Here is a 19,689-nt window from a genome sequence, read left to right as displayed (position 1 = left end):
GGCTCAGCGGCCGTAGGTGTCGATCACCGCCTGATCGAGATCGTCGAGGAAGGCGCGGATACGCGCCGCGCCGCGGCCGAAGTCGAGCCCGCCCCAGCGCGGCGAGGTCCGCATGTCGATGCGCGCGCCCGAGGGTTCCGGCAGGACGCGGATCACCACGTCGTCGGGCAGGCCGAGGACGAGCGAACGCGCGACCGCCTCGATGCGGCCGCGGTCGCCGTCGCCGGCGGGGGCCGACTGATCGAGGATGGTCCAGCCCGCCGCCTCGACGCGCTTGCGCGCCACGCTCCACAGGAGGTCCGAGCCGATCGAATAGCGCCGCGGCCCGATCTCCGGCGTCAGCGCGCGGATGCGGGTGCGTTCTTCGAGCGACGGCGGGGTCGGCGTGTTCCAGCGGCCGACGCGGGCGAAGGCGGCGGCGCGGAACATCGGCGGATCGGTCGCGTCGGTCGAGACGTCGAGCACCACCGGATGGGCGAAGGCCTCGAAGGCGAGCCAGCCGGCGGGGGCCAGCGTGACGCAGGCCCAGATCATGCCGCCGACCGCCTGGCGCGCACCGAGTCGCCCGTCGTGCCAGATGACCGCGGCAGCGGCCGCACCGCCGACGAGCGCCAGCGCGGCGAAGCCGAAGGCGGCGAGCATGATCGCCACCGCGTGCTCCGTCTCCATCCAGCCGAGCCGGTGGCCGGCGACGGCGATGATCAGCAACGGCAGCGCGAAGCCGCCCAGGATCCGGCTCCATCCGGCGAGGCGGGATCGGCGCAGGGGCGGGCGGTGGAGCATGGTCGGGATCGGGTCCGTCGGATCGGCGGTTCGCGGGAAACGCCCACCTCTAGCACGCCCGGTCCCGGTCGGGGAGGGGCGACGGGTTTGACCCGTCGCGCGAAACGGTGCATGTCGTGGCGACCGTTTCGGCGCGGCCCTCGCGGACGCGCCCATCATCCGCCGAGGACGACCATGACCGAAGAGACCACGCCCGCCGCCGCCCCCGCGCTCCCCGATCGCCTGTCGATCGATCCGTCGAGCCCCTATTTCGACGGCGACATCCTGCAGCGCGGCATCGGCGTGCGCTTCAAGGGCGTCGAGAAGTTCAACGTCGAGGAATACTGCATCTCCGAGAGCTGGATCCGCGTGCCGGCCGGCCGTTCGCTCGACCGTCACGGCCGTCCGCTGACGATCAAGCTGACCGGCGAGGTCGAGGTCTGGATCAAGGACTGAGGTCCGGCTCCGCGGTTCGGCCCCGTCACGACGGGGCCGACTGCACCGCCGTGATGGCGATGGCGGCGACGATGTCGTCGACCGAGCAGCCGCGCGACAGATCGTTCGCCGGTCGGGCCAGCCCCTGCAGCAACGGGCCGATCGCCGCGAGACCGCCGATCCGCTCGGCGATCTTGTAGCCGATGTTGCCGGCGGCGAGGTCGGGGAAGACCAGCACGTTGGCGGGCCCCGTCAGACGGCTCAGCGGCATCTTGCGGGCGCGGATCGCCCCGTCGAGGGCGGCGTCGATCTGGATCTCACCGTCGATCTCGAGGTCCGGCGCCTTCTCGCGCACGAGTCTCAGCGCCGTGCGGACGCGGTCGAGGCTCGGGTGTTCCGCCGATCCCGCCGTCGAGAACGACAGCAGCGCGACGCGCGGCGTCTCGCGGAGCAGCGTGCGGCAGGAGCCCGCCGCCGCGATGGCGATGCCGGCGAGTTCCTCCGCATTCGGCGCGATCACCAGTCCGCAGTCGGCGAAGATCATGCCGTGGGCGATCGGCGCGTCCGCCGACTTCGGCTGCATCAGGAAGAAGCTCGAGACCAGATCGGCATCCGCCGCCCGGCCGATGATCCGCAGTGCCGCGCGCACCGTGTCGGCCGTCGTCGCCACCGCGCCGCCGACCGTGCCGTCGGCGCGGCCGAGCCGCACCCGCATGGCGGCCTGACCGATCGGATCGCGCATCGTGTCGCGTGCCGCCTCGGCCGTCACGCCGCGATGGCCGCGCAAGGAATGATAGGCGGCGGCGAGATCGTCGAGGTCCGGCGCCGTCGCGGTTGCGAGCGTCGTCGCACCGGCGGCCTCGCCGTCCATCAGCGTGATCCGGGCGAAGCCTTCGCGGACGGCGATCTCGGCCGCCGCCGCGACGCGCGGATCGCCGCCTTCCGGCAGGACGATGTGGCGGCGGAGGTCGCGCGCCCGGTCGAAGAGATGGTCGAGCGCCCGCATCACCGCACCACGACGGGAGGGCAGGGGGAGAGGCTCGGGTCTGCGATGCCGGATGGAAGCGTCACGGGGAGGCCCTCGTCTGTCTTCGTTGGACGCGTTCGCCCGCCCGGCGCCCGCGAGGGCGCCGGGGGACTTCGTCACTTGTGGGAAGCGCCGCTTCCGTCTCAGACGGCGCCCTGCTGCGGGCGCATGTCGGCGGGGTCGATGCCGGCGACCACGACGGGCTTCTTCATCGCGTCGCGACGGAAGGGCTCGCCGAGTTCCTGGTTGAGCAGGACCTCGATGAAGGTGGTCTTCTTCTCCTTCATCTGCCGCTCGACCGCCTTCTCCAGCGCGTCGGAGAGTTCCTCCATCGACTTGACCACCACGCCCTCGGCGCCGCAGGCCCGGGCGATGCCGGCATAGGTCGTCTCGCGGTCGAGCTCGGTGCCGACGAAGTTGTTGTCGTACCAGAGCGTCGTGTTCCGCTTCTCCGCGCCCCACTGATAGTTGCGGAAGATCACCATGGTGATCGCCGGCCACCAGTCACGGCCGCAGGCCGTCATCTCGTTCATCGAGATGCCGAAGGCGCCGTCGCCCGAAAAGCCGATCACCGGCGTCGTGGGATTGCCGATCTTCGCCCCGAGGATCGAGGGGAAGCCGTAGCCGCAGGGACCGAAGAGGCCCGGCGCCAGGTACTTCCGCCCCGTCTCGAAGCTCGGATAGGCATTGCCGATGGCGCAGTTGTTGCCGATGTCGGAGGAGACGATCGCGTCCTTCGGCACCGAGCGCATGATGGCGCGCCAGGCCTGACGCGGGCTCATGAGATCGGCATCGCGGCTGCGCGCATCGGCGTTCCAGACGGTGCCCGGATCGTCGTCCTCGTGGTCGAGGCTGGAGAGCTCCTGCGCCCAGCGCGACTTGGTCAGCGAGACGAGTGCCTTGCGGTCGTCACGGCCGACGTTGCCGGCCGCCGGCGAGAGCCGGGCGAGGATGCCGCGCGCCACCTTGCCGGCGTCGCCCTCGATGCCGACGTCGACCTTCTTGGTGAGGCCGATGCGGTCGGGGTTGATGTCGACCTGGATGATCCGGGCGTTCTTCGGCCAATAGTCGATGCCGTAGCCCGGCAGGGTCGAGAACGGGTTCAGCCGGGTGCCGAGCGCCAGTACGACGTCGGCCTTGGCGATGATCTCCATGCCGGCCTTCGAGCCGTTGTAGCCGAGCGGGCCCATGGCGAGACGATGCGAGCCGGGGAAACTGTCGTTGTGCTGGTAGTTGGAGCAGACCGGGGCGTCGAGCCGTTCGGCGAGCGCCACCACGTCGGCGATGGCCCCCGAGAGCACGACGCCGGCGCCCGACAGGATGACCGGGAAGGCGGCACCGCTGAGGAGCTTGGCGGCTTCCGCCAGCGCCTCTTCGCCGCCGCCGGGACGCTCGAACCGGACGATCTGCGGCAGCTCGATGTCGATCACCTGGGTCCAGAAGTCGCGCGGCACGTTGATCTGGGCGGGCGCGCTGGCGCGGCGGGCCTTCAGGATGACGCGGTTCAGCACCTCGGCGACGCGAGAGGGGTCGCGGACCTCTTCCTGATAGCAGACGCAGTCGGCGAAGAGCCGCATCTGCTCCATCTCCTGGAAGCCGCCCTGACCGATGGTGCGGTTGGCGGCCTGCGGCGTGACCAGCAGCAGCGGCGTGTGGTTCCAGTAGGCGGTCTTGATCGGCGTGACGAAGCCGGTGACGCCCGGTCCGTTCTGGGCGATCGCCATCGACATCTTGCCGGTGGAACGGGTGAAGCCGTCGGCCATCAGACCGGCATTGGTCTCGTGTGCGCAGTCCCAGAAGGTGATACCCGCCTTCGGAAAGAGATCGGAGACGGGCATCATGGCCGAACCGATGATGCCGAAGGCGTGTTCGATACCGTGCATCTGAAGAACCTTCACGAAGGCTTCTTCGGTCGTCATCTTCATCGTCGTGTTCTCCTGGCAGCGGGGACGCCGCGCCTTCGCGCGACGCCGATCCCGGCGCGGCCTTCCGTGGGCGGCCGCTCGTGGTCTGGTCGGGACGAGCCCGAAATCGAGGGGTGGACGTGGGGCCGGCCATGGCCTGCGCCCCACGTCCCGGGGGGCTCAGGTCGCCCGTTGCAGCTGGCCGTAGCCGACCGTCTGCCGCTTGAGGATCGCCAGCGCCGAGAGCATCGAGACGATGGCGGCGAAGACCACGTAGCCGATCAGGTACCAGGGCTGCTTGCCGTTGGCCTCGATCAGATAGGTGGCGATGATCGGCGTCAGTCCCGAGGCGAAGATGCCGGAGAACTGATAGACGAAGGAGATGCCGCTGTAGCGCACGCGCGGATCGAAGAGATCGGCGAAGAGCGCGGCTTCCGGGCCGTAGCACATCGCGTAGATCACGCCGAAGGGGATGATCAGGGCGGCGAAGATCGTCACCGGATCGCCCGAGCCGAGCAGCACGAAGGCGGGATAGGCCGAGAGGGCCAGCAGTGCCGAACCGATCGCGTAGGTCTTCGGGCGCCCGAGCTTGTCGGAGACCCAGCCGAAGAACGGGATCGTCGCGATCATCACCAACGCCGAGGCCGAAACGCCCCACAGTGCCACCTCGCGCGACACCTTCACCGGCGCGAGCTGGGTCAGGTAGGCGATCGAGAAGACGGCGAAGGCGTTGAAGAACACGCCGTCGATGTAGCGCGCGCCCATGCCCAGCATGATGTTGCCGGGATAGAGCCGCATCATCTCGGCGGCAGGGACCTTCACCTCGGCGTTCTGCTCCTTGACCTTCCGGAACTCCGGGGTCTCGACGATCTTCATGCGGATGTAGAGACCGACCAGCACCAGCAGGAACGACGCGATGAAGGCGACGCGCCAGCCCCAGGCGAGGAAGTCCTTGTCGGGCAGACGCGACAGCAGCGCCACCACGCCGGACGACAGGCACAGGCCGATCGCCAGGCCGATCTGCGGGATCGAGGCATAGAAGCCGCGCTTGCCCGGTTCGGCGTATTCGTAGGTCATCAGCACCGCGCCGCCCCACTCGCCGCCCAGCCCGATGCCCTGCGCCAGACGCAGGACGACCAGCAGGGTCGGCGCGAGGATGCCGATCTGTTCGTAGGTCGGCAGGAAGCCGACGAGCATGGTGGCGATGCCCATGATCATCAGCGTCGCCACGAGGACGCTCTTGCGCCCCGTCTTGTCGCCGAGATGGCCGAAGACGAGACCGCCGAGCGGTCGCGCCACGAAGCCGATGGCGAAGGTCGTGTAGGCCAGCAGAATCGACACCACCGGGTCGCTCGTCGGGAAGAAGAGTTTGTTGAAGACGATGCCTGCGACCGCCCCGTAGAGGAAGAAGTCGTACCACTCGATCGTCGCACCGATCAGACTGGCAAAGACTACCTTCCTCATTTCCCCCTTGTCTGGTTTCGTCGACATGTTTCCTCCCTCCGTGTTTTTATGAGTTCAGGTCTTCCAGGATCATGTCGGATGCCTTTTCCGCGATCATCACCGCGGGAAGGTTGGTGTTGCCCGAGACGAGTTCGGGCATGATCGAACAATCGACGACGCGCAGCCCGGCGACGCCGCGCACCCTGAGGCGCGGGTCGACGACGGCGTCGGCATCGACGCCCATCCGGCAGGTGCCGCTCGGGTGGAAGATCGTCGCGCCGTATTCGCGGGCGAATTCGAGCAGATCGTCGTCGGTGACCGCGGTGGGACCGGGCAGATGCTCGCGCACCAGCTCGCCGGCGAGCGGCTCGGTCGACGCGAGTTTGCGGGCGAAGGCGAGGGCCGCCTTGGCGCAGCGCCGATCGGTCTCGGTCGAGAGATAGTTGGCATACATCAGCGGCGCCGCGAGCGGATCGGCCGACGCCAGCTTCACCTCGCCGCGGCTCTCCGGCCGCAACTGGCAGACCGACAGCGTGCAGCCCGAGAACGGGTGCGGCGTGCCGCCCGCCATGTCGGCGGAAAGCGTGGCGACGTGGAACTGCACGTCCGGCCGCGTCGATTCCGGCAGCACTCTCGTGAAGATGCCGCCCTGGTTGATGCCGACCGCGAGCGGCCCGGTGCGGGTGAGCAGCCATTGCAGGCCGATCGACACCCGCCCGACGAGGCTGCGGAGCTGGTCGTTGGTGGTGATCGGCCGTTTCACCTCGTAGATCAGCCGGAGCTGGAGGTGGTCCTGTAGGTTCTTGCCGACCGCCGGGCGGTCGACGCGGACCGGAATGCCGTGGCGGGCGAGTTCGGCGCCGTCGCCGATGCCGGAGAGCATCAGCAACTGCGGCGACAGCAGCGCGCCGGCCGACAGGATCACCTCGCGCCGCGCGCCGATCTCGAAGCGTCGGCCGCCCGAGGAACAGACGACGCCGACGGCGCGGCCGTCTTCGATCAGCACCCGTTCGGCCCGCGTCTCGGTGACGACACGCAGGTTGGCGCGGCGGCGGGCGGGCTTGAGATAGGCCTGCGCGGTGGAACAGCGCCGGCCGTTGCGGGTGGTCAGCTGATAGTAGCCGACGCCCTCCTGCTTCACGCCGTTGAAGTCGCGGGTCCGCGGGATGCCGAGCTTCTCACCGGCGCCGATGACGGCCTCGATCAGCTCGTGGCGGGCGCCGATGCTCGACACGCTGAGCGGACCGTCGGGGCCGTGGCCGGGCTCGCTGGCGGCGAGGTCGTTGCTCTCGAGGCGGATGAAATGGCGCTCGACGTCGGCGAAGGACCAGCCCTCGTTGCCGAGTTCGGCCCAGCGGTCGTAGTCCTCGCGCTGGCCGCGGATGGCGATCAGGCCGTTGATCGACGACGAGCCGCCGAGGACCTTGCCGCGCGGCCAGTAGATGCGGCGATCGTGCATGCCCGGATCGGGTTCGGTGCGGAAGCACCAGTTCACCCGCTCGTTCCACATCGTCTTGGCGTAGCCGATCGGAACGTGGATCCACGGATTGGTGTCGCGCGGCCCGGCCTCGAGCAGGGCGACGGTGTGGCGTCCGTTCTCGCTCAGGCGCGCGGCGAGCGCACAGCCGGACGATCCGGCGCCGACGACGACGAAATCGTAAACCTCTCGATCCACGAGGACCTCCCCAGCGGGGTCGCTTCGATCGGCGACCTCTCGATGCGTAGAATTACGATCAACCATCTACGAGTCAATCGATTAAACGCAATTATCTGTTCCGTTCAACGGAAAAACATGCAATTATGACGACGAATCTCGATCCGAGATCGAAAATTCGAGGCGCGCAGTGGAGGGTGGCGAGGTGGATGATCTCGACGTGGTTGCAGGCACCGATGATCAGCGCGAGCAGGCGGGGCGGGCGAAGCGACCGGCGGTTGCTCGTGCCCTCGAAGTGCTCGAGTTCCTGGTGGAGAACGGCGGTTCGGCGACGGTGACGGACGTCGCGCTGGAGATCGGCCTGCCCAAGGCGACGGCGCATCGCCTCTGCCACCGGCTGGAGGAGGAGGGCTTCGTCCAACGCGAGGGCGGTTCGAAGAAATTCACCCTCTCCCCCCGCATGCAGCGCCTCGGTCTCGGCATCGTGCGTCAGTCCGGCGCCTCGGCGGCGCGTCACCGCATCCTAGCCGATCTGGTCGAGCGGGTCGGCGAGACCTGCAATCTGACCGTCCTGTCGGGGCAGGGCGTGGTCTATCTCGACCGCGTCGAGACCCATTGGCCGCTGCGTCTGTCGCTGGAGCCGGGTTCGCGCGTGCCGCTCCATTGTACCGCCAGCGGCAAGCTGCTGCTCGCCACCCAGCCCAAGGCCAAACGCGACCGCATCCTCGACGCTCTGTCGCTGACGCGGGAGACGCCGAAGTCGATCGTCGACCGCGCGGTGCTCGAACGCGAGCTGCAGACGATCGCCCGCCAGGGCTACGCCGTCGACGACGAGGAGTTCCTGAGCGGCCTGGTGGCGGTCGCTGTGCCGGTGCGCGATCCGCGTGGACGGGTCTTCGCCGCCATCGCCTGCCACGCGCTGACGGCGCGGATGAGCCTCGACAAGGCGGTGTCGCTGGTGCCGGTCTTCGTCGCCGCCGCGGCCGAGATGGCGGCGACCTTCGGGGAGTGACGGCGGTCGGTCAGTTGCCCGACTGCAGCATCGGCGCCGCCGTGTCCCAGGCGTGCTGCCACAGGGCGGCCGCCTCGGGGGTGATGCGCGGGGCGGGCGGTGCCGTTCGTCCGGGGTGGCTCATCAGCACGACGGCGATCGTCACCGCCATCAGCGGGCCGATCATCATGCGGAGCGTGTCGTCGAAGTCCATGGTCTTCACTCGGGGGGCTGTTCCAAGACGGCACACTCTTACCGGTATCGCGCAGCCGAGGCCATGTCGTCGGACTCCTTACGTATCGTGCCGTGCCGCCGCGGCCCGCGCCGGACGCGATCACGGGCCCCTTCGCTGCCGAAGGGACCCGTGACGTCTCATCGTTGGCGATCGATGCATCGCCGTTTCGGTCGCGTCACTCCCAGGTGTCGGAGCCGACCGGCACGGTCGAGTGATGCACCGCGGGCTGGGCCTCGATCTGGCGCAGCTCGGTCTCGCTCTCCCGGATCGCGGCTTCTTCCGTCGTCCGGTCGATGCCGCGGGTCAGCAGCCAGTAGACGCCGCCGGCGACGACCAGACCGACCAGCCAGCCGATGTCGACGCCGCCCAACGCCTCCGCCGCCGGGCCGGTGAAGAAGCCGGCGAGGACGAAGAACGGGATGGTCGAGGCGAAGCCGACCGCATAGGCGACGAGCCCGTGCCATTCCCAGCTGCCGTAGACGCCGCCGGGGGTGAACATGTGGGTGATGGCATAGCGACCGCGCCGGACGACGAAATAGTCGACGAGGTTGATCGCCGTCCACGGCACCAGCAGGTAGAGCATCACCGTCAGCATGGCGAAGAGCAGCGCGATGGCGTCGGAGCTGACGGCCAGCGACAGCGCGGTCCACAGCACCGCCGCCGCGACGATGGTGACGATGCGCGAGGAGCGGGTCGGATGGACCTTCCGCAGCGCGTCGACGCCGGTCAGGATGGTGAGCATGGCGCTGTAGGCGTTGAGCCCCATGGTGGCGACCAGCGCGGCGATCGAAGCGAGTGCGATCACCGAGCCGAAGCCGGGAAGGACCGCGCCGCCGGCCTGATGCAGCGCGACGAGCCCGTCGGAGGCGCCGAGACGGGTGGCGAGCCAGGCGCCGAGCGCGATCAGCCAGATCGCCGAGGACGACGCCCCGACCATCACCGCGGCGATGATCGACGACGGCTTGGTGTCGCGCGGCAGATAGCGCGAATAGTCCGAGACGTAGGGTGCGTAGGTGATGTTGTAGCTGGCGCCGGCTGCGATCTGGGCGACGAAGGCGACCCAGGTGAAGCTCGATTCGGCCGGGGCCTGCCCGCCGGCATGGCCCGTCAGGATCGCTCCGGTCAGCACCAGATAGAGCGGCAGCGACACCACGAAGCAGATCTTGAAGATCAGATGCAGCCAGTCGTGGCCGTAGATCGCCAGCAGCGTCGCGATCACCGTGATCGCCAGCATCACCGTCGTGGCGTTCCAGCCGAAGATGCCGTTGAGGCCGGTCGAGATCAGCACGGAATCGACGACGTTGAAGCCGACGAAGGTGACGAGCGTGCCGATCAGCACCACGACGACGCCGCGGTAACCGAACTGCGCCCGCGACTGGATCATCTGCGGCAGGCCGAGCTCGGCGCCCTGCGAGGCGTGGAACGCCATGAACAGCGTGCCGAACAGGATGCCGATCGCCCCGGCGAGCGCGGTGTGGGCGAGCGACAGACCCATCGACGGGCCGACGAAGCCGATGGCGATGGTGAAGAACTGGAAGTTGCCGAGGAACCAGAACGGTCCCTGGTCGGCCACCTTGCCGTGCCGTTCGCTCGCCGGAACGTAGTCGATCGAACGTCGCTCGATCCCCGTCGCTCGGGTCTCCCGACCCGCCTCGATCATTGCCTCGCCAACCGCCATGATGCCCTCCGTCGATGTCCCGTGATGATGCGTTCAGCGTGTCGGCACGGCCGATACGACATGTTTGACTTCCTGGAAGGCGTAAAGCCCCCAGGGTCCGAGTTCGCGGCCGATGCCGCTCTGCCGGAACCCGCCCCAGGCGGTGGCGGGGAAGATCACCTGCGGGGCGTTGACCCAGACCATGCCGACGCCGAGCGTCTCGGCGATCCGGTCGGCGCGTGCCGCGTCGCTGGTCACGACGCTCGCGACCAGCCCGTAGATCGTGTCCTCGGCGAGCACCGTCGCCTCCGCCTCGTCGTCGAAGACACGGACGCAGGCGACCGGTCCGAAGATCTCGTCGCGCCACGGCGCGCTCGTCTCGGCGACGTCGGTCAGGATCGTCGGCTGCCAGAACCAGCCCGGCCCCGGCCGACGGCGACCGCCGGTGAGAAGGCGTGCGCCCTCGGCGATCCCGCGTTCGACCATCGCCTCGACCCGGTCGCGCTGCGCCCGGCCGATCAGCGGGCCGACGTCGGCGCCCTCCGACGGTCCGCCGACGACGAGCGCCTCGGTCGCGGCGACGAAGCGCGCGGCGAAGCGATCGGCGAGACCACGCTGGACGAGGACGCGCGAGGTCGCCGAGCACATCTGTCCGGCGTTGAAGAAGGCGCCCTTGACCGCCAGATCGACGGCGAGATCGAGGTCGGCGTCGTCGAAGACGATCAGCGACGACTTGCCGCCGAGTTCGAGGCCGACGCGGCGGATGTCGGCCGCGGCCGTCGCCATGATCGAGCGCCCGACCGCCGTCGAGCCGGTGAAGGAGACCTTGTCGACCAGCGGATGGGCCGCCAGCGCCGCCCCGACCTCCGCGCCGGTGCCGATCACCATCTGCACCACGCCGGTGGGGACGCCGGCGGCGTGGAGGATGCGCAGGAGTTCGCTCTCCGCCAGCGGCGTCAGTTCCGACGGCTTCAGCACCACGGTGCAGCCTGCGGCCAGGGCCGGGGCGAGCTTCCAGGCGGTCGTGACCAGCGGGAAGTTCCACGGCACGATCAGGCCGACGACGCCGACCGGTTCCATCACCACGCGGGCGGTGAAGGCCGGGTCGGGCAGGGCGACCGGTGCCCCGGCGAGGCCGGGCTCGGCGGCGCAGAGATCGGCGTAGTAGTCCCAGGTGGCGACGGCGTCGGCGATGTCGAACTCGACCTCGCCGCGCGGCTTGCCGTTGTTGGCGCACTGGATGGCAGCGAGCGTCTCGGCCGAGGCCTCGATCGCCCGAGCGACCGACCGCAGGACCGCCGCGCGATCGCCGGGGGCGGTCCGCCGCCAGGCCGGCGCCGCCCGCTTCGCCGCCCGCACGGCGCGATCGACCGCTGCCGCGTCGGCGGCGGCGACCCGCGCCAGCAGCGCCTCGGTCGACGGATCGACGATGTCGATGACCGGGCCTTCGCCCGGCTCCCAGACCCCGTCGATGCAGAGACCGGGCAGCAGCCGGGCGGCGGGTTGCGACGTCATGGGCAGGTCCTCGTTCGTGGTCGATGCGATCCTCGGGCGAGGATCAGGCGGCGGTGACGGTCGAGAGATGTTCGTGCACGGCGAGCCAGCGGCCGTCGACGCAACGATGGAAGACGATGGTCTCGCGCTCGCTCGCCGTCTGTTCGTCGGCGCCGAAGGCGAGGCGGGTCTCGACCCGGTGGACGAAGATCGCCGTATCGCCGAGGAGCCGGACGCTCGGATCGATCGACCGGCAGGCGAGAACGCGCAGGCCCTCGGCCTCCCAACGCGACCACAGGGCGTGATAGGCGGCCCGGTTCGGCAGCATCTCCGGCGTCGTGTGGAAGACGAAGTCGGCGTCGTCGGCGAAGGCGGCGAAATAGCCCTCGGTGTCGTGCGAGCCGAAGTGGGCGACGAGTTCGGCCGCGGCTTCGAGCACCGCCCGCCGGTCGGCCTCGAGGGCCGCAACCGGATCCGGTCCGAGGCTCGCGTCGAAACCGGTAGATGCGGATCGCGTCGTTTTCATCAATCTCCCCCGAGATGGCGTTCGGCCCCGATATCGAGACGATCGCGCATCTCGTTGACATCGCAAATTTCCAAAATAAAACATTCACATCGATTTCCGTCGATATGAGGGGCCTCCGCATGCTGGGCAATCTGAGCGACCTCGATCTGCGTCTGGTGCGCGTCTTCCTGGCGGTGGTCGAGGCCGGCGGCGTGTCGCTCGCCCAGACCACGCTCAACGTCGGCCAGTCGACGATCAGCACCCAACTCGCGACGCTGGAGACGCGGCTGGGGTTCCGCCTGTGCGAACGCGGCCGCGGCGGTTTCCGCCTGACCCCCAAGGGCGAGGCCTTCACCGACCTCGCCCGGGCGCTGATGAGTTCGGTCGCCGACTTCGGCATGGCGGCGCGCAACCTCGACCGCAAGCTGGTCGGCAATCTGCGCATCGGCATGATCGGCCAGACACCCTTCGATCAGATCAATCGGGTGAGCGAGGCGATCGCCCTCTTCCGTGGTCGTGACGAGGCGGTGAAGATCTCGATCATCGTCCGCTCGCCGCAGGAGCTCGAGGAACGCCTGCTCGCCGGCCAGATCGACGTGGCGATCGGTTATTTCTGGCATCGCGCCCCGACGCTGCAGTTCACGCCGCTGCTGATCGAACGGCAGGTGGCCTATTGCGGCAGCGCCCATCCGCTGTTCGGGCGGGCCGGCAACCTGACGCCGGCCGAGGTGCACGACCACGACTGGGCCTGGCGCAGCTATCCGTTGCCGGAGACCGGGCTCACCGAGATCCCGCGCCACATCGGTGCCGTCGCCGACAACATGGAGGCGATGGCGATGCTCGTGCTCTCCGGCCACCACCTCGGTTACCTGCCGCAGCACTTCGCCGCGCCGCTGGTCGAGAAGGGACTGCTCGCCGCGCTCAACCCCGCGATGCTGCGCTACGAGGTGACGTTCCACCTCGTCACCCGCCAGCGCCGCCATCTGACCGAGATCGCCCGCGCCTTCGTCGACGATCTGCGCACGGTGCATCTCTCGGGCGAGATGCATCGCTGAACATCGATGTTCGCATCTCCTCTCGCGGCTTGTTCGTCGATGGGAACGACGGTCATCTCGACCGATGTCTCGCGAACGGGTCGAGGGAGAGCGATGTCGACGGCGGCCTATTGGAACTATCCGACCGAGATCGTCTGCGGCGCGGGTGTGGCCGCCGATCTCGCCGCCCTCGGTCTCGACGAGACGGAAGCTGCCCGGGTCGGCGAGACGGCGGTCGAGGACATCTCCTCGTCGGAGACCACGCCCGGCCGCTGACGGTCGACGAGGGCCGCGCTGCGGCCGCGACGCCCCCCCATGGCATTCGGAGACTGCGACGATGTTCACTCCCGACGATCTCGAACGGCTGCGCGCGAAATACGGCGATGCCGCCGGCGGCGCGATCCACGACCCGGCCTTCGCCCGCGTCGCCGCCATGGTGTTCGATGCCGCCGGTACCCGCTCGGCGCCCTATGCCGGTCTCTCGACCCTGTGCGCAGCGCCGTACCGTGCCGTCGATCCCGGGACGCCCGACCTCGCCGGCCTGCAGGTGGCGCTCTACGGCATCCCGATGGATCTCGGCGTCTCCAACCGCTCCGGTGCCCGGTTCGGACCGCGCGCCATGCGCACGATCGAGCGGATCGGACCCTACGAGCACGTGCTGAAATGCGTCCCGACCCGCGACCTGAAGGTCGCCGACATCGGCGACGTGCCCTTCCGCTCGCGTTTCGATCTCGCCATGGCGCACGAGGACATCGAGACCCATGTGGCCAAGATCGTCGCCGCCGGCGTCGCGCCGTTGGGGGCGGGCGGCGATCATTCGGTGACCCTGCCGATCCTGCGGGCGCTCGGGCGGGAACGCCCGGTCGGGCTGATCCATTTCGATGCCCATTGCGACACCGGCGGGCCCTTCGACTGCACCAAGTTCCACCACGGCGGCCCGTTCCGTCAGGCGGTGCTCGACGGCGTGCTCGACCCGACGCGGACGATCCAGATCGGCATCCGCGGCGCGTCGGAATATCTCTGGGAATTCTCCCGCGACAGCGGCATGACGGTGATCCATGCCGAGGAGATCTCGACCCTCGGCCTCGAGGCGATCGTCGCCCGGGCGCGCGCCGTGGTCGGCGACGGCCCGACCTATCTCTCCTTCGACGTCGACTGCCTCGACCCCGCCTTCGCGCCCGGCACCGGCACGCCGGAGATCGGCGGCATGACCACCCGCGAGGCGCTCGACCTGCTGCGTGGGCTTGCCGGGGTGAACCTGATCGGCGGCGACGTCGTCGAAGTGGCGCCGCAATACGACGGCACCACCAACACCGCCCAGGTCGCCGCCCAGATCATGCTGGAAATCCTCGCCCTGATGACCTTCTCGCCTTCGATCGTCGGTCGTTGACGGCCGTCGCGACGGCGGCGCTCACCGCGCTGGGCGGTCGCAGTCGATCGCCCAGAGATAGACGACGGGGTCACCGTCGCGGGTCGCCGAATTGTCGAAGAGGTCGGGTCGCTTCAGGACGAAGACCTCGTTCGCCTTCCGTGCGCGGTAGGTCGACGAGCGATAGCCGGAGAGCTCCGGCCGGATCGCCGGGATGTCGCGCTCGCGATAGTCGCCGAGGTCGCGCTGGTACGAGATCACGTGGTGGACGCCGAGGCCGCACAGCCGGGCCTCGAGGTCGGCGCCCGGCCGCAGCGCGGCGAGATGGGCCTTGTCGGAGACGAGGCCCTCGAGCTGGACCACCGGCCCGCGATGGATCGCCGCGAAGGAGCCGGCACGGTCGCCCATGGCGATCGGCACCGGGCCGAGCCGCCGCATCACCTCCTCCGCTGCGAATGCGTTCATCCGTTGGAAGTCGGTGTCGAGGCCCGGACCGGTCCGCCAGGCACCGCGATGGGCGGTCGCTCCGACGAAGCCGGCGAGCCCGACGGCGAGGACGATCTCGCCGAGGCGTGCGAAACGAGCGATGGGACCCGGCAGCGCCTGGAGACGGGACGCGATCCTGTCGACCGTCACCACCAGCAGGAGGAGGACGATGATCGTCGGGAACTCGTACCAGGGCCAGACCTGCCACGACGAGAAGAAGAAGAGTTTGCTCCAGTAGACGACGAGGCCGAGGCCGACCGACGCGACCATCGCCCCGAGCAGCCGATCGCGACGGGCGAAGACGAAGAGCGCGGCGGCGACGACGTAGGGTGGCAGTTGTCGTCCGACATGTTGCGCCTGGATGATCTTCTTCGGGCTGACACCGAAGGGGAAGAGCTGCTCGGCGAGCGCCGCGTTCCACTGCAGTCCGCCGAGCGACTTCACCGCGCCCGAGATCGGCATCGGCAGGCCGAAGAGCGCCATGTTGATCGCGCCGTAGAGGCCGACGACCGCGACGATCTCGGCGAGGAGCACAGCGCGCGCCCGGTTCGACCGCACCAGGAGCAGTGCCCCCGGTGCGACGAAGACGATCGCCTCGATCCGCGCCAGGAAGCAGAACGCGACCGTCGCCCCGAGCCAATGGACGGAGCCGCCGTCGCGCCCCTCGGCATGGCGCGCCATCGCCACGAACCACGTCGCGGCGGCGAGGAAGACGAGATCGACTTCCATGCCGTGGGCGAGAATGCCCTGGATCTGCCGCGGCATGTAGAGCGCGACGAGGGCGAGGTGCAGCGGGCCGATCCGGCGTAGCGCGCCGAGGAAGATCCAGACCGCCGCGGCGAGCAGAACGAGCTGCAACAGGATCACGCCGCGGGCGCCGACGTCGAAGAGGAGGACCGCGCCGGCCATCACCATCTGCCAGAGCGGATGATAGCCGTTGGTGGCGACCAGCCCGTCGAACGAGCTGTAGCCGTGGCGGGCGATGTTGAGCGCGATCCGGTGGTAGTACCAGGCGTCGTCTTCCAGGAAGGAGAACCCGCGCGGATCGACCAGCCGGCGGACCACCATCACCATGACGAGGAAGACGACGACCGCGCCCACCCGGACGAGCGGACGGGCGGCGAGCTCAGTCCATCGCCCCCGTGGGCCGTCGGCGTCGGTGGTCCTGCCCGGCGCGGCGAACGTCATGAAGGCAACTCCGCGCGCCGCCGGCGACCGGCGGCGCCTGCGATTTTCGATCCACCGGAGCCTGCACCGGTCGCTCGCGGCTGTCGACGACTATCTCGGAGCGTTCCCTGCGCGCCTACGATCGGCGGGTAGGCGCCCGATCACGCGCTCGGCAGCCTGTAATCCCGGAAGCGTTCACGCAGTGTCATCTTCTGGATCTTGCCGGTGGCGGTATGCGGGATCTCGTCGACGAAGACGACGTCGTCGGGCATCCACCACTTGGCGATCCGGCCCTCGTAATGGGCGAGCAATCCCTCCCGCGTCGGCGAGGTGCCGGGTTTCGGCACCACCACCAGCAGCGGCCGCTCGTCCCACTTCGGGTGGGCGACGCCGATCACGGCCGCCTCCAGCACGTCGGGGTGCGAGATGGCGAGGTTCTCGAGATCGATCGTCGAGATCCACTCGCCGCCAGACTTGATGACGTCCTTGGAGCGGTCGGTGATCTGCATGTAGCCGTTCGGGTCGATCGTCGCGACGTCGCCGGTGTCGAAGAAACCGTCGGCGTCGAAGGCCTCCTTGCCCGCGCCCTTGAAGTAGCCACCGGCGATCGCCGGGCCGCGCACCTTGAGGCGACCGAAGGAACGGCTGTCGCGCGGGCGTTCGTTGTTCGCGTCGTCGGTGATCTTCATCTCGACGCCGAAGGGCGGAATGCCCTGCTTGACCTGGAGATCGAGCCGCGCCTCGACGTCGAGATCGGCGGTCTCGGGCTTCAGCGAGCAGATCGTGCCGAGCGGGCTGGTCTCGGTCATGCCCCAGGCATGGGCGACGCGGACGTCGTAGACCTTCTCGAACTTCTCGGTCATGGCGCGCGGACAGGCGGCGCCGCCGATGATCACCCGCTTCAGGGTGGAGAGGCGGACCTGCTTCGCCTCCATGTGCTGCAACAGCATCTGCCAGACGGTCGGCACGGCGGCGGTCAGCGTCACCTTGCCGACCTCCAGCATCTCGTGGATCGAGGCGCCGTCGAGCTTCGGCCCCGGCATGACGAGGCTCGCACCGACCATCGGCGCGGTGAAGGCGAGCGACCAGCAATTGGCGTGGAACATCGGCACGACCGGCATGATCGTGTCGTGCGAGCCGCAGCCGAACATGTCGACCTGCGCCGCCTGGAAGGCGTGGATCACGTTGGAACGGTGCGAATAGACGACGCCCTTCGGGTTGCCGGTGGTGCCCGAGGTGTAGCAGAGGCCGGCGGCGGTGTTCTCGTCGAAGGCCTTCCAGGCGAAGTCCTCGTCGACCTCGGCGATCCAGTCCTCGTAAGGAACCGCGTTGGGGATCGTCGTCGCCGGCATGTGCGCGGCGTCGGTCAGCACGATCACCCGCTCGAGCGTCGGCATCTGGCCGATGTATTTCTCGATGATCGGCAGGAAGGTCAGGTCGACGAACAGCAGCCGGTCGGCGGCGTCGTTGACGATCCAGACGATCTGGTCGTGGAAGAGCCGCGGATTGACCGTGTGGTAGATCGCGCCGATGCCGAGCAGGCCGTACCACACCTCGAGATGGCGCCAGGTGTTCCAGGCGAGCGTCGCGACCCGGTCACCCAGACGAATGCCGTGCTTCTCAAGCCGCTTGGCGACCTTGAGCGAGCGCCGGCGGATCTCGGCATAGGTCGTCTCGTGCATCGGCCCCTCGACCGAGCGCGACAGCACCGTCCGACCCGGGTGCAGCAGCGCCGCGTGGTCGATGATCTTGGTGCACAGCAGCGGCCAATCCTGCATCGATCCGAGCATCGTGTCCTCCCACGGCCCTCTGAGATTGACCTCGAGGGCTCCTTCTTGACGTATTGGTTCGGATGTTGAGCCGAAGGGAAGGGGGATGTCCAGTCGATCCTTCGACGGTGCGACGTCGGTCGATCGCGGCAGCCGCGGGCCGTCGCGTCAAGCCGCGGACGGCACGGCCGAACCGTGCGGCACACGTCGGCAGAGGATGTCAGTACGCGTCGCCCGGCCGGTCTCAGTGCCGCCGGCCGCCGTGGATCGCGGCGATGCCGAAGGAGAGATCCTGCCACTGCACGTCGGCGAAGCCGGCGGCCTCGATCGCGCCGGCGAAGGTCGGCTGGTCGGGGAAGCGGCCGATCGATTCGACGAGGTAGCGATAGGCCTCGACCCGGCCGGAGACGGCGGCGCCGAGCGCCGGGATCGCGGTGCGCGACCACAGGCCGTAGAAGGGGGCGAGCCAACGGCGCGGCGTCGAGAACTCGAGACAGAGGAAACGCCCCTCGGGGCGCAGCACGCGGTGGATCTCGGCGAGTGTCGCGTCCATCCGCGTCGCGTTGCGGATGCCGAAGGCGATGGTGACGAGATCGAACGAGGCGTCGGCGAAGGGCAGGGCCTCGGCCTCCGCCTCGACCCAGGCGATCGCCTCGCCGCCGGGCCGCTGCATGCCCACCGTCATCATCGCGATCGAGGGATCGGCCACCGTCACGATCGCGCCGGCCCGCGCCAGCGCGAAGGCGACGTCGCCGGTTCCGCCGGCGAGGTCGAGTGCCCGCTCGCCCGGCCGTGGTGTCGCGAGCGAGACGAAGCGCCGCTTCCACAGGCGGTGGATGCCGAGGCTCATCAGGTCGTTCATCAGGTCGTAGCGCGGCGCCACGGCCTCGAAGGTCGAGCGGACCAGCTGCCGTCGTTCGTCCTCGGAGACGACACGGCGGCCGAAATGTGTGGCGAGCGGATCGCCCTGACCGGTCTCGCCCGTCAACTGCGTGCCTCCATCGCGGTGCGGATCCGTTCGGCGGAACGCGCGCCGCCGAGATCGTGGGAGAGCCGCCCGGCCGCTTCGCCCGCCGGATCGGCGAGGAGCAGGCTGGCGGTGTGGTCCATCAGATAGGGGCGGCCCTCGCCGACCTCCACCTTGGCATATTTCACCCGCCACGCCTTGCCCATCACCCGGAGTTCCTCCTCGCTCGGCGTGATGCCGACGAGGCGGGGATGGAAGAAGCCGACGTAGTCGGCCATCACCGCCGGCGTGTCGCGGGCGGGATCGACGGTGACGAAGACCGGCGAGACGTGGGCGCCGAGCGGCCCCAGCGCCTCGATCGCGTCGGCCATGGTCTGGAGGCCGAGCGGACAGACGTCGGGGCAGTGGGTGTAGCCGAAATAGACCAGCCGCCATTCGGGGAAGTCTTCCGGCCGAGCGTCGCGCCCGTCGTGACGGCGTCCGAGGATCGGCAGGCCCGCGGCCCGCGCCGGCAGCGTCGCGGAAACGAACGCGAGGCCGGCGAGGAGCGAGAGGGCGGTACGGCGGGTGATCATCGCGAGGCTCCGGCGGATCGGGAGCCGGCATTCTCGCGCCGAACCGGGCCAATGTCCTTGACCGATTACGCCTGCGCGTCCGTGGGCTCGATCGAAATGCGACGCAGAGGCATGGAACGCGGCGCATCCTCCGCTATAACGAACGCGGTCTTCGGTCCGCGAGGGGCTCCACCCGCGGACGAGGCGACGATGGAGACACCGTTTGACCGGCCACC

General features: G+C 69.2%; 18 protein-coding genes. 5 read left to right on the top strand and 13 right to left on the bottom strand.

The genetic code is table 11. From position 1 onward, the window contains the following. Positions 1-3: 3 nt before the first annotated feature. Positions 4-783 carry a DUF1499 domain-containing protein gene (locus ACT53U_RS07955; protein WP_476153906.1) on the bottom strand — a complete coding sequence of 260 codons (780 nt, stop codon included), beginning with the start codon at positions 781-783 and terminating at the stop codon, positions 4-6. A gap of 174 nt (positions 784-957) precedes the next feature. Between ACT53U_RS07955 and ACT53U_RS07950 the strand changes: the two genes are divergently transcribed. Then, entirely contained in the window at positions 958-1,218 is a 261-nt protein-coding gene (locus ACT53U_RS07950) for a DUF3297 family protein (RefSeq protein WP_476153904.1), read from the top strand. Positions 1,219-1,243: 25 nt separating this feature from the next. Here the strand turns inward: ACT53U_RS07950 and pta are convergent, their stop codons facing one another. The 4 genes from pta to ACT53U_RS07930 all read right to left on the bottom strand — a co-directional run bounded on the left by pta (position 1,244) and on the right by ACT53U_RS07930 (position 7,246). Further along, positions 1,244-2,203: a phosphate acetyltransferase gene (gene pta, locus ACT53U_RS07945; RefSeq protein WP_476153903.1), complete on the bottom strand. Its 960-nt coding sequence runs from the start codon at positions 2,201-2,203 to the stop codon at positions 1,244-1,246. Positions 2,204-2,367: 164 nt separating this feature from the next. Further along, positions 2,368-4,149, bottom strand: a complete 1,782-nt coding sequence (xsc, locus tag ACT53U_RS07940) for a sulfoacetaldehyde acetyltransferase (protein ID WP_476153901.1) — start codon at positions 4,147-4,149, stop codon at positions 2,368-2,370. Positions 4,150-4,308: 159 nt separating this feature from the next. Continuing rightward, positions 4,309-5,592 (bottom strand): MFS transporter, encoded by a 1,284-nt coding sequence (locus ACT53U_RS07935; RefSeq protein WP_476153899.1) that lies wholly within the window; start codon positions 5,590-5,592, stop codon positions 4,309-4,311. A 46-nt stretch (positions 5,593-5,638) separates the two neighbouring features. Further along, the gene (locus ACT53U_RS07930; protein WP_476153897.1) at positions 5,639-7,246 is read right to left on the bottom strand and encodes a GMC family oxidoreductase; all 1,608 of its coding nucleotides are present in this window, start codon (positions 7,244-7,246) and stop codon (positions 5,639-5,641) included. 184 nt (positions 7,247-7,430) lie between these two features. Between ACT53U_RS07930 and ACT53U_RS07925 the strand changes: the two genes are divergently transcribed. Further along, on the top strand, positions 7,431-8,237 hold the full coding sequence (locus ACT53U_RS07925) for an IclR family transcriptional regulator (RefSeq protein WP_476153896.1): 807 nt from the start codon (positions 7,431-7,433) through the stop codon (positions 8,235-8,237). 10 nt (positions 8,238-8,247) lie between these two features. Here ACT53U_RS07925 and ACT53U_RS07920 read toward each other — a convergent pair whose 3' ends face one another. The 4 genes from ACT53U_RS07920 to ACT53U_RS07905 form a co-directional block, all read right to left on the bottom strand. Continuing rightward, on the bottom strand, positions 8,248-8,430 hold the full coding sequence (locus ACT53U_RS07920; protein ID WP_476153894.1) for a hypothetical protein: 183 nt from the start codon (positions 8,428-8,430) through the stop codon (positions 8,248-8,250). Between the two features lie 196 nt (positions 8,431-8,626). Beyond that, positions 8,627-10,129, bottom strand: coding sequence for a purine-cytosine permease family protein (locus tag ACT53U_RS07915; RefSeq protein WP_476153892.1), 1,503 nt, complete (start codon positions 10,127-10,129; stop codon positions 8,627-8,629). Between the two features lie 33 nt (positions 10,130-10,162). After that, entirely contained in the window at positions 10,163-11,623 is a 1,461-nt protein-coding gene (locus tag ACT53U_RS07910) for an aldehyde dehydrogenase family protein (protein WP_476153890.1), read from the bottom strand. A gap of 43 nt (positions 11,624-11,666) precedes the next feature. Continuing rightward, positions 11,667-12,128, bottom strand: coding sequence for a YybH family protein (locus tag ACT53U_RS07905; RefSeq protein WP_476153888.1), 462 nt, complete (start codon positions 12,126-12,128; stop codon positions 11,667-11,669). A 119-nt stretch (positions 12,129-12,247) separates the two neighbouring features. Between ACT53U_RS07905 and ACT53U_RS07900 the strand changes: the two genes are divergently transcribed. The 3 genes from ACT53U_RS07900 to speB all read left to right on the top strand — a co-directional run bounded on the left by ACT53U_RS07900 (position 12,248) and on the right by speB (position 14,531). Continuing rightward, on the top strand, positions 12,248-13,162 hold the full coding sequence (locus ACT53U_RS07900; protein ID WP_476153887.1) for a LysR family transcriptional regulator: 915 nt from the start codon (positions 12,248-12,250) through the stop codon (positions 13,160-13,162). Positions 13,163-13,255: 93 nt separating this feature from the next. Next, complete coding sequence (locus ACT53U_RS07895) at positions 13,256-13,417, top strand: hypothetical protein (protein ID WP_476153885.1); 162 nt, start codon at positions 13,256-13,258, stop codon at positions 13,415-13,417. A 61-nt stretch (positions 13,418-13,478) separates the two neighbouring features. After that, the gene (speB, locus tag ACT53U_RS07890) at positions 13,479-14,531 is read left to right on the top strand and encodes an agmatinase (protein ID WP_476153884.1); all 1,053 of its coding nucleotides are present in this window, start codon (positions 13,479-13,481) and stop codon (positions 14,529-14,531) included. Positions 14,532-14,552: 21 nt separating this feature from the next. Here the strand turns inward: speB and ACT53U_RS07885 are convergent, their stop codons facing one another. The 4 genes from ACT53U_RS07885 to ACT53U_RS07870 form a co-directional block, all read right to left on the bottom strand. Further along, positions 14,553-16,184, bottom strand: a complete 1,632-nt coding sequence (locus tag ACT53U_RS07885) for a hypothetical protein (RefSeq protein WP_476153882.1) — start codon at positions 16,182-16,184, stop codon at positions 14,553-14,555. A 140-nt stretch (positions 16,185-16,324) separates the two neighbouring features. Then, entirely contained in the window at positions 16,325-17,953 is a 1,629-nt protein-coding gene (locus tag ACT53U_RS07880; protein ID WP_476153880.1) for a long-chain-fatty-acid--CoA ligase, read from the bottom strand. A 223-nt stretch (positions 17,954-18,176) separates the two neighbouring features. After that, entirely contained in the window at positions 18,177-18,920 is a 744-nt protein-coding gene (locus ACT53U_RS07875) for a class I SAM-dependent methyltransferase (RefSeq protein WP_476153878.1), read from the bottom strand. Further along, entirely contained in the window at positions 18,917-19,474 is a 558-nt protein-coding gene (locus ACT53U_RS07870) for an SCO family protein (RefSeq protein WP_476153876.1), read from the bottom strand. The genes ACT53U_RS07875 and ACT53U_RS07870 overlap by 4 nt, the downstream gene beginning before the upstream one ends. Positions 19,475-19,689 lie beyond the last annotated feature (215 nt).

Source organism: Pinisolibacter sp. DMC19, assembly GCF_056313985.1.
This window is presented reverse-complemented; position numbering and strand designations above follow the sequence as displayed.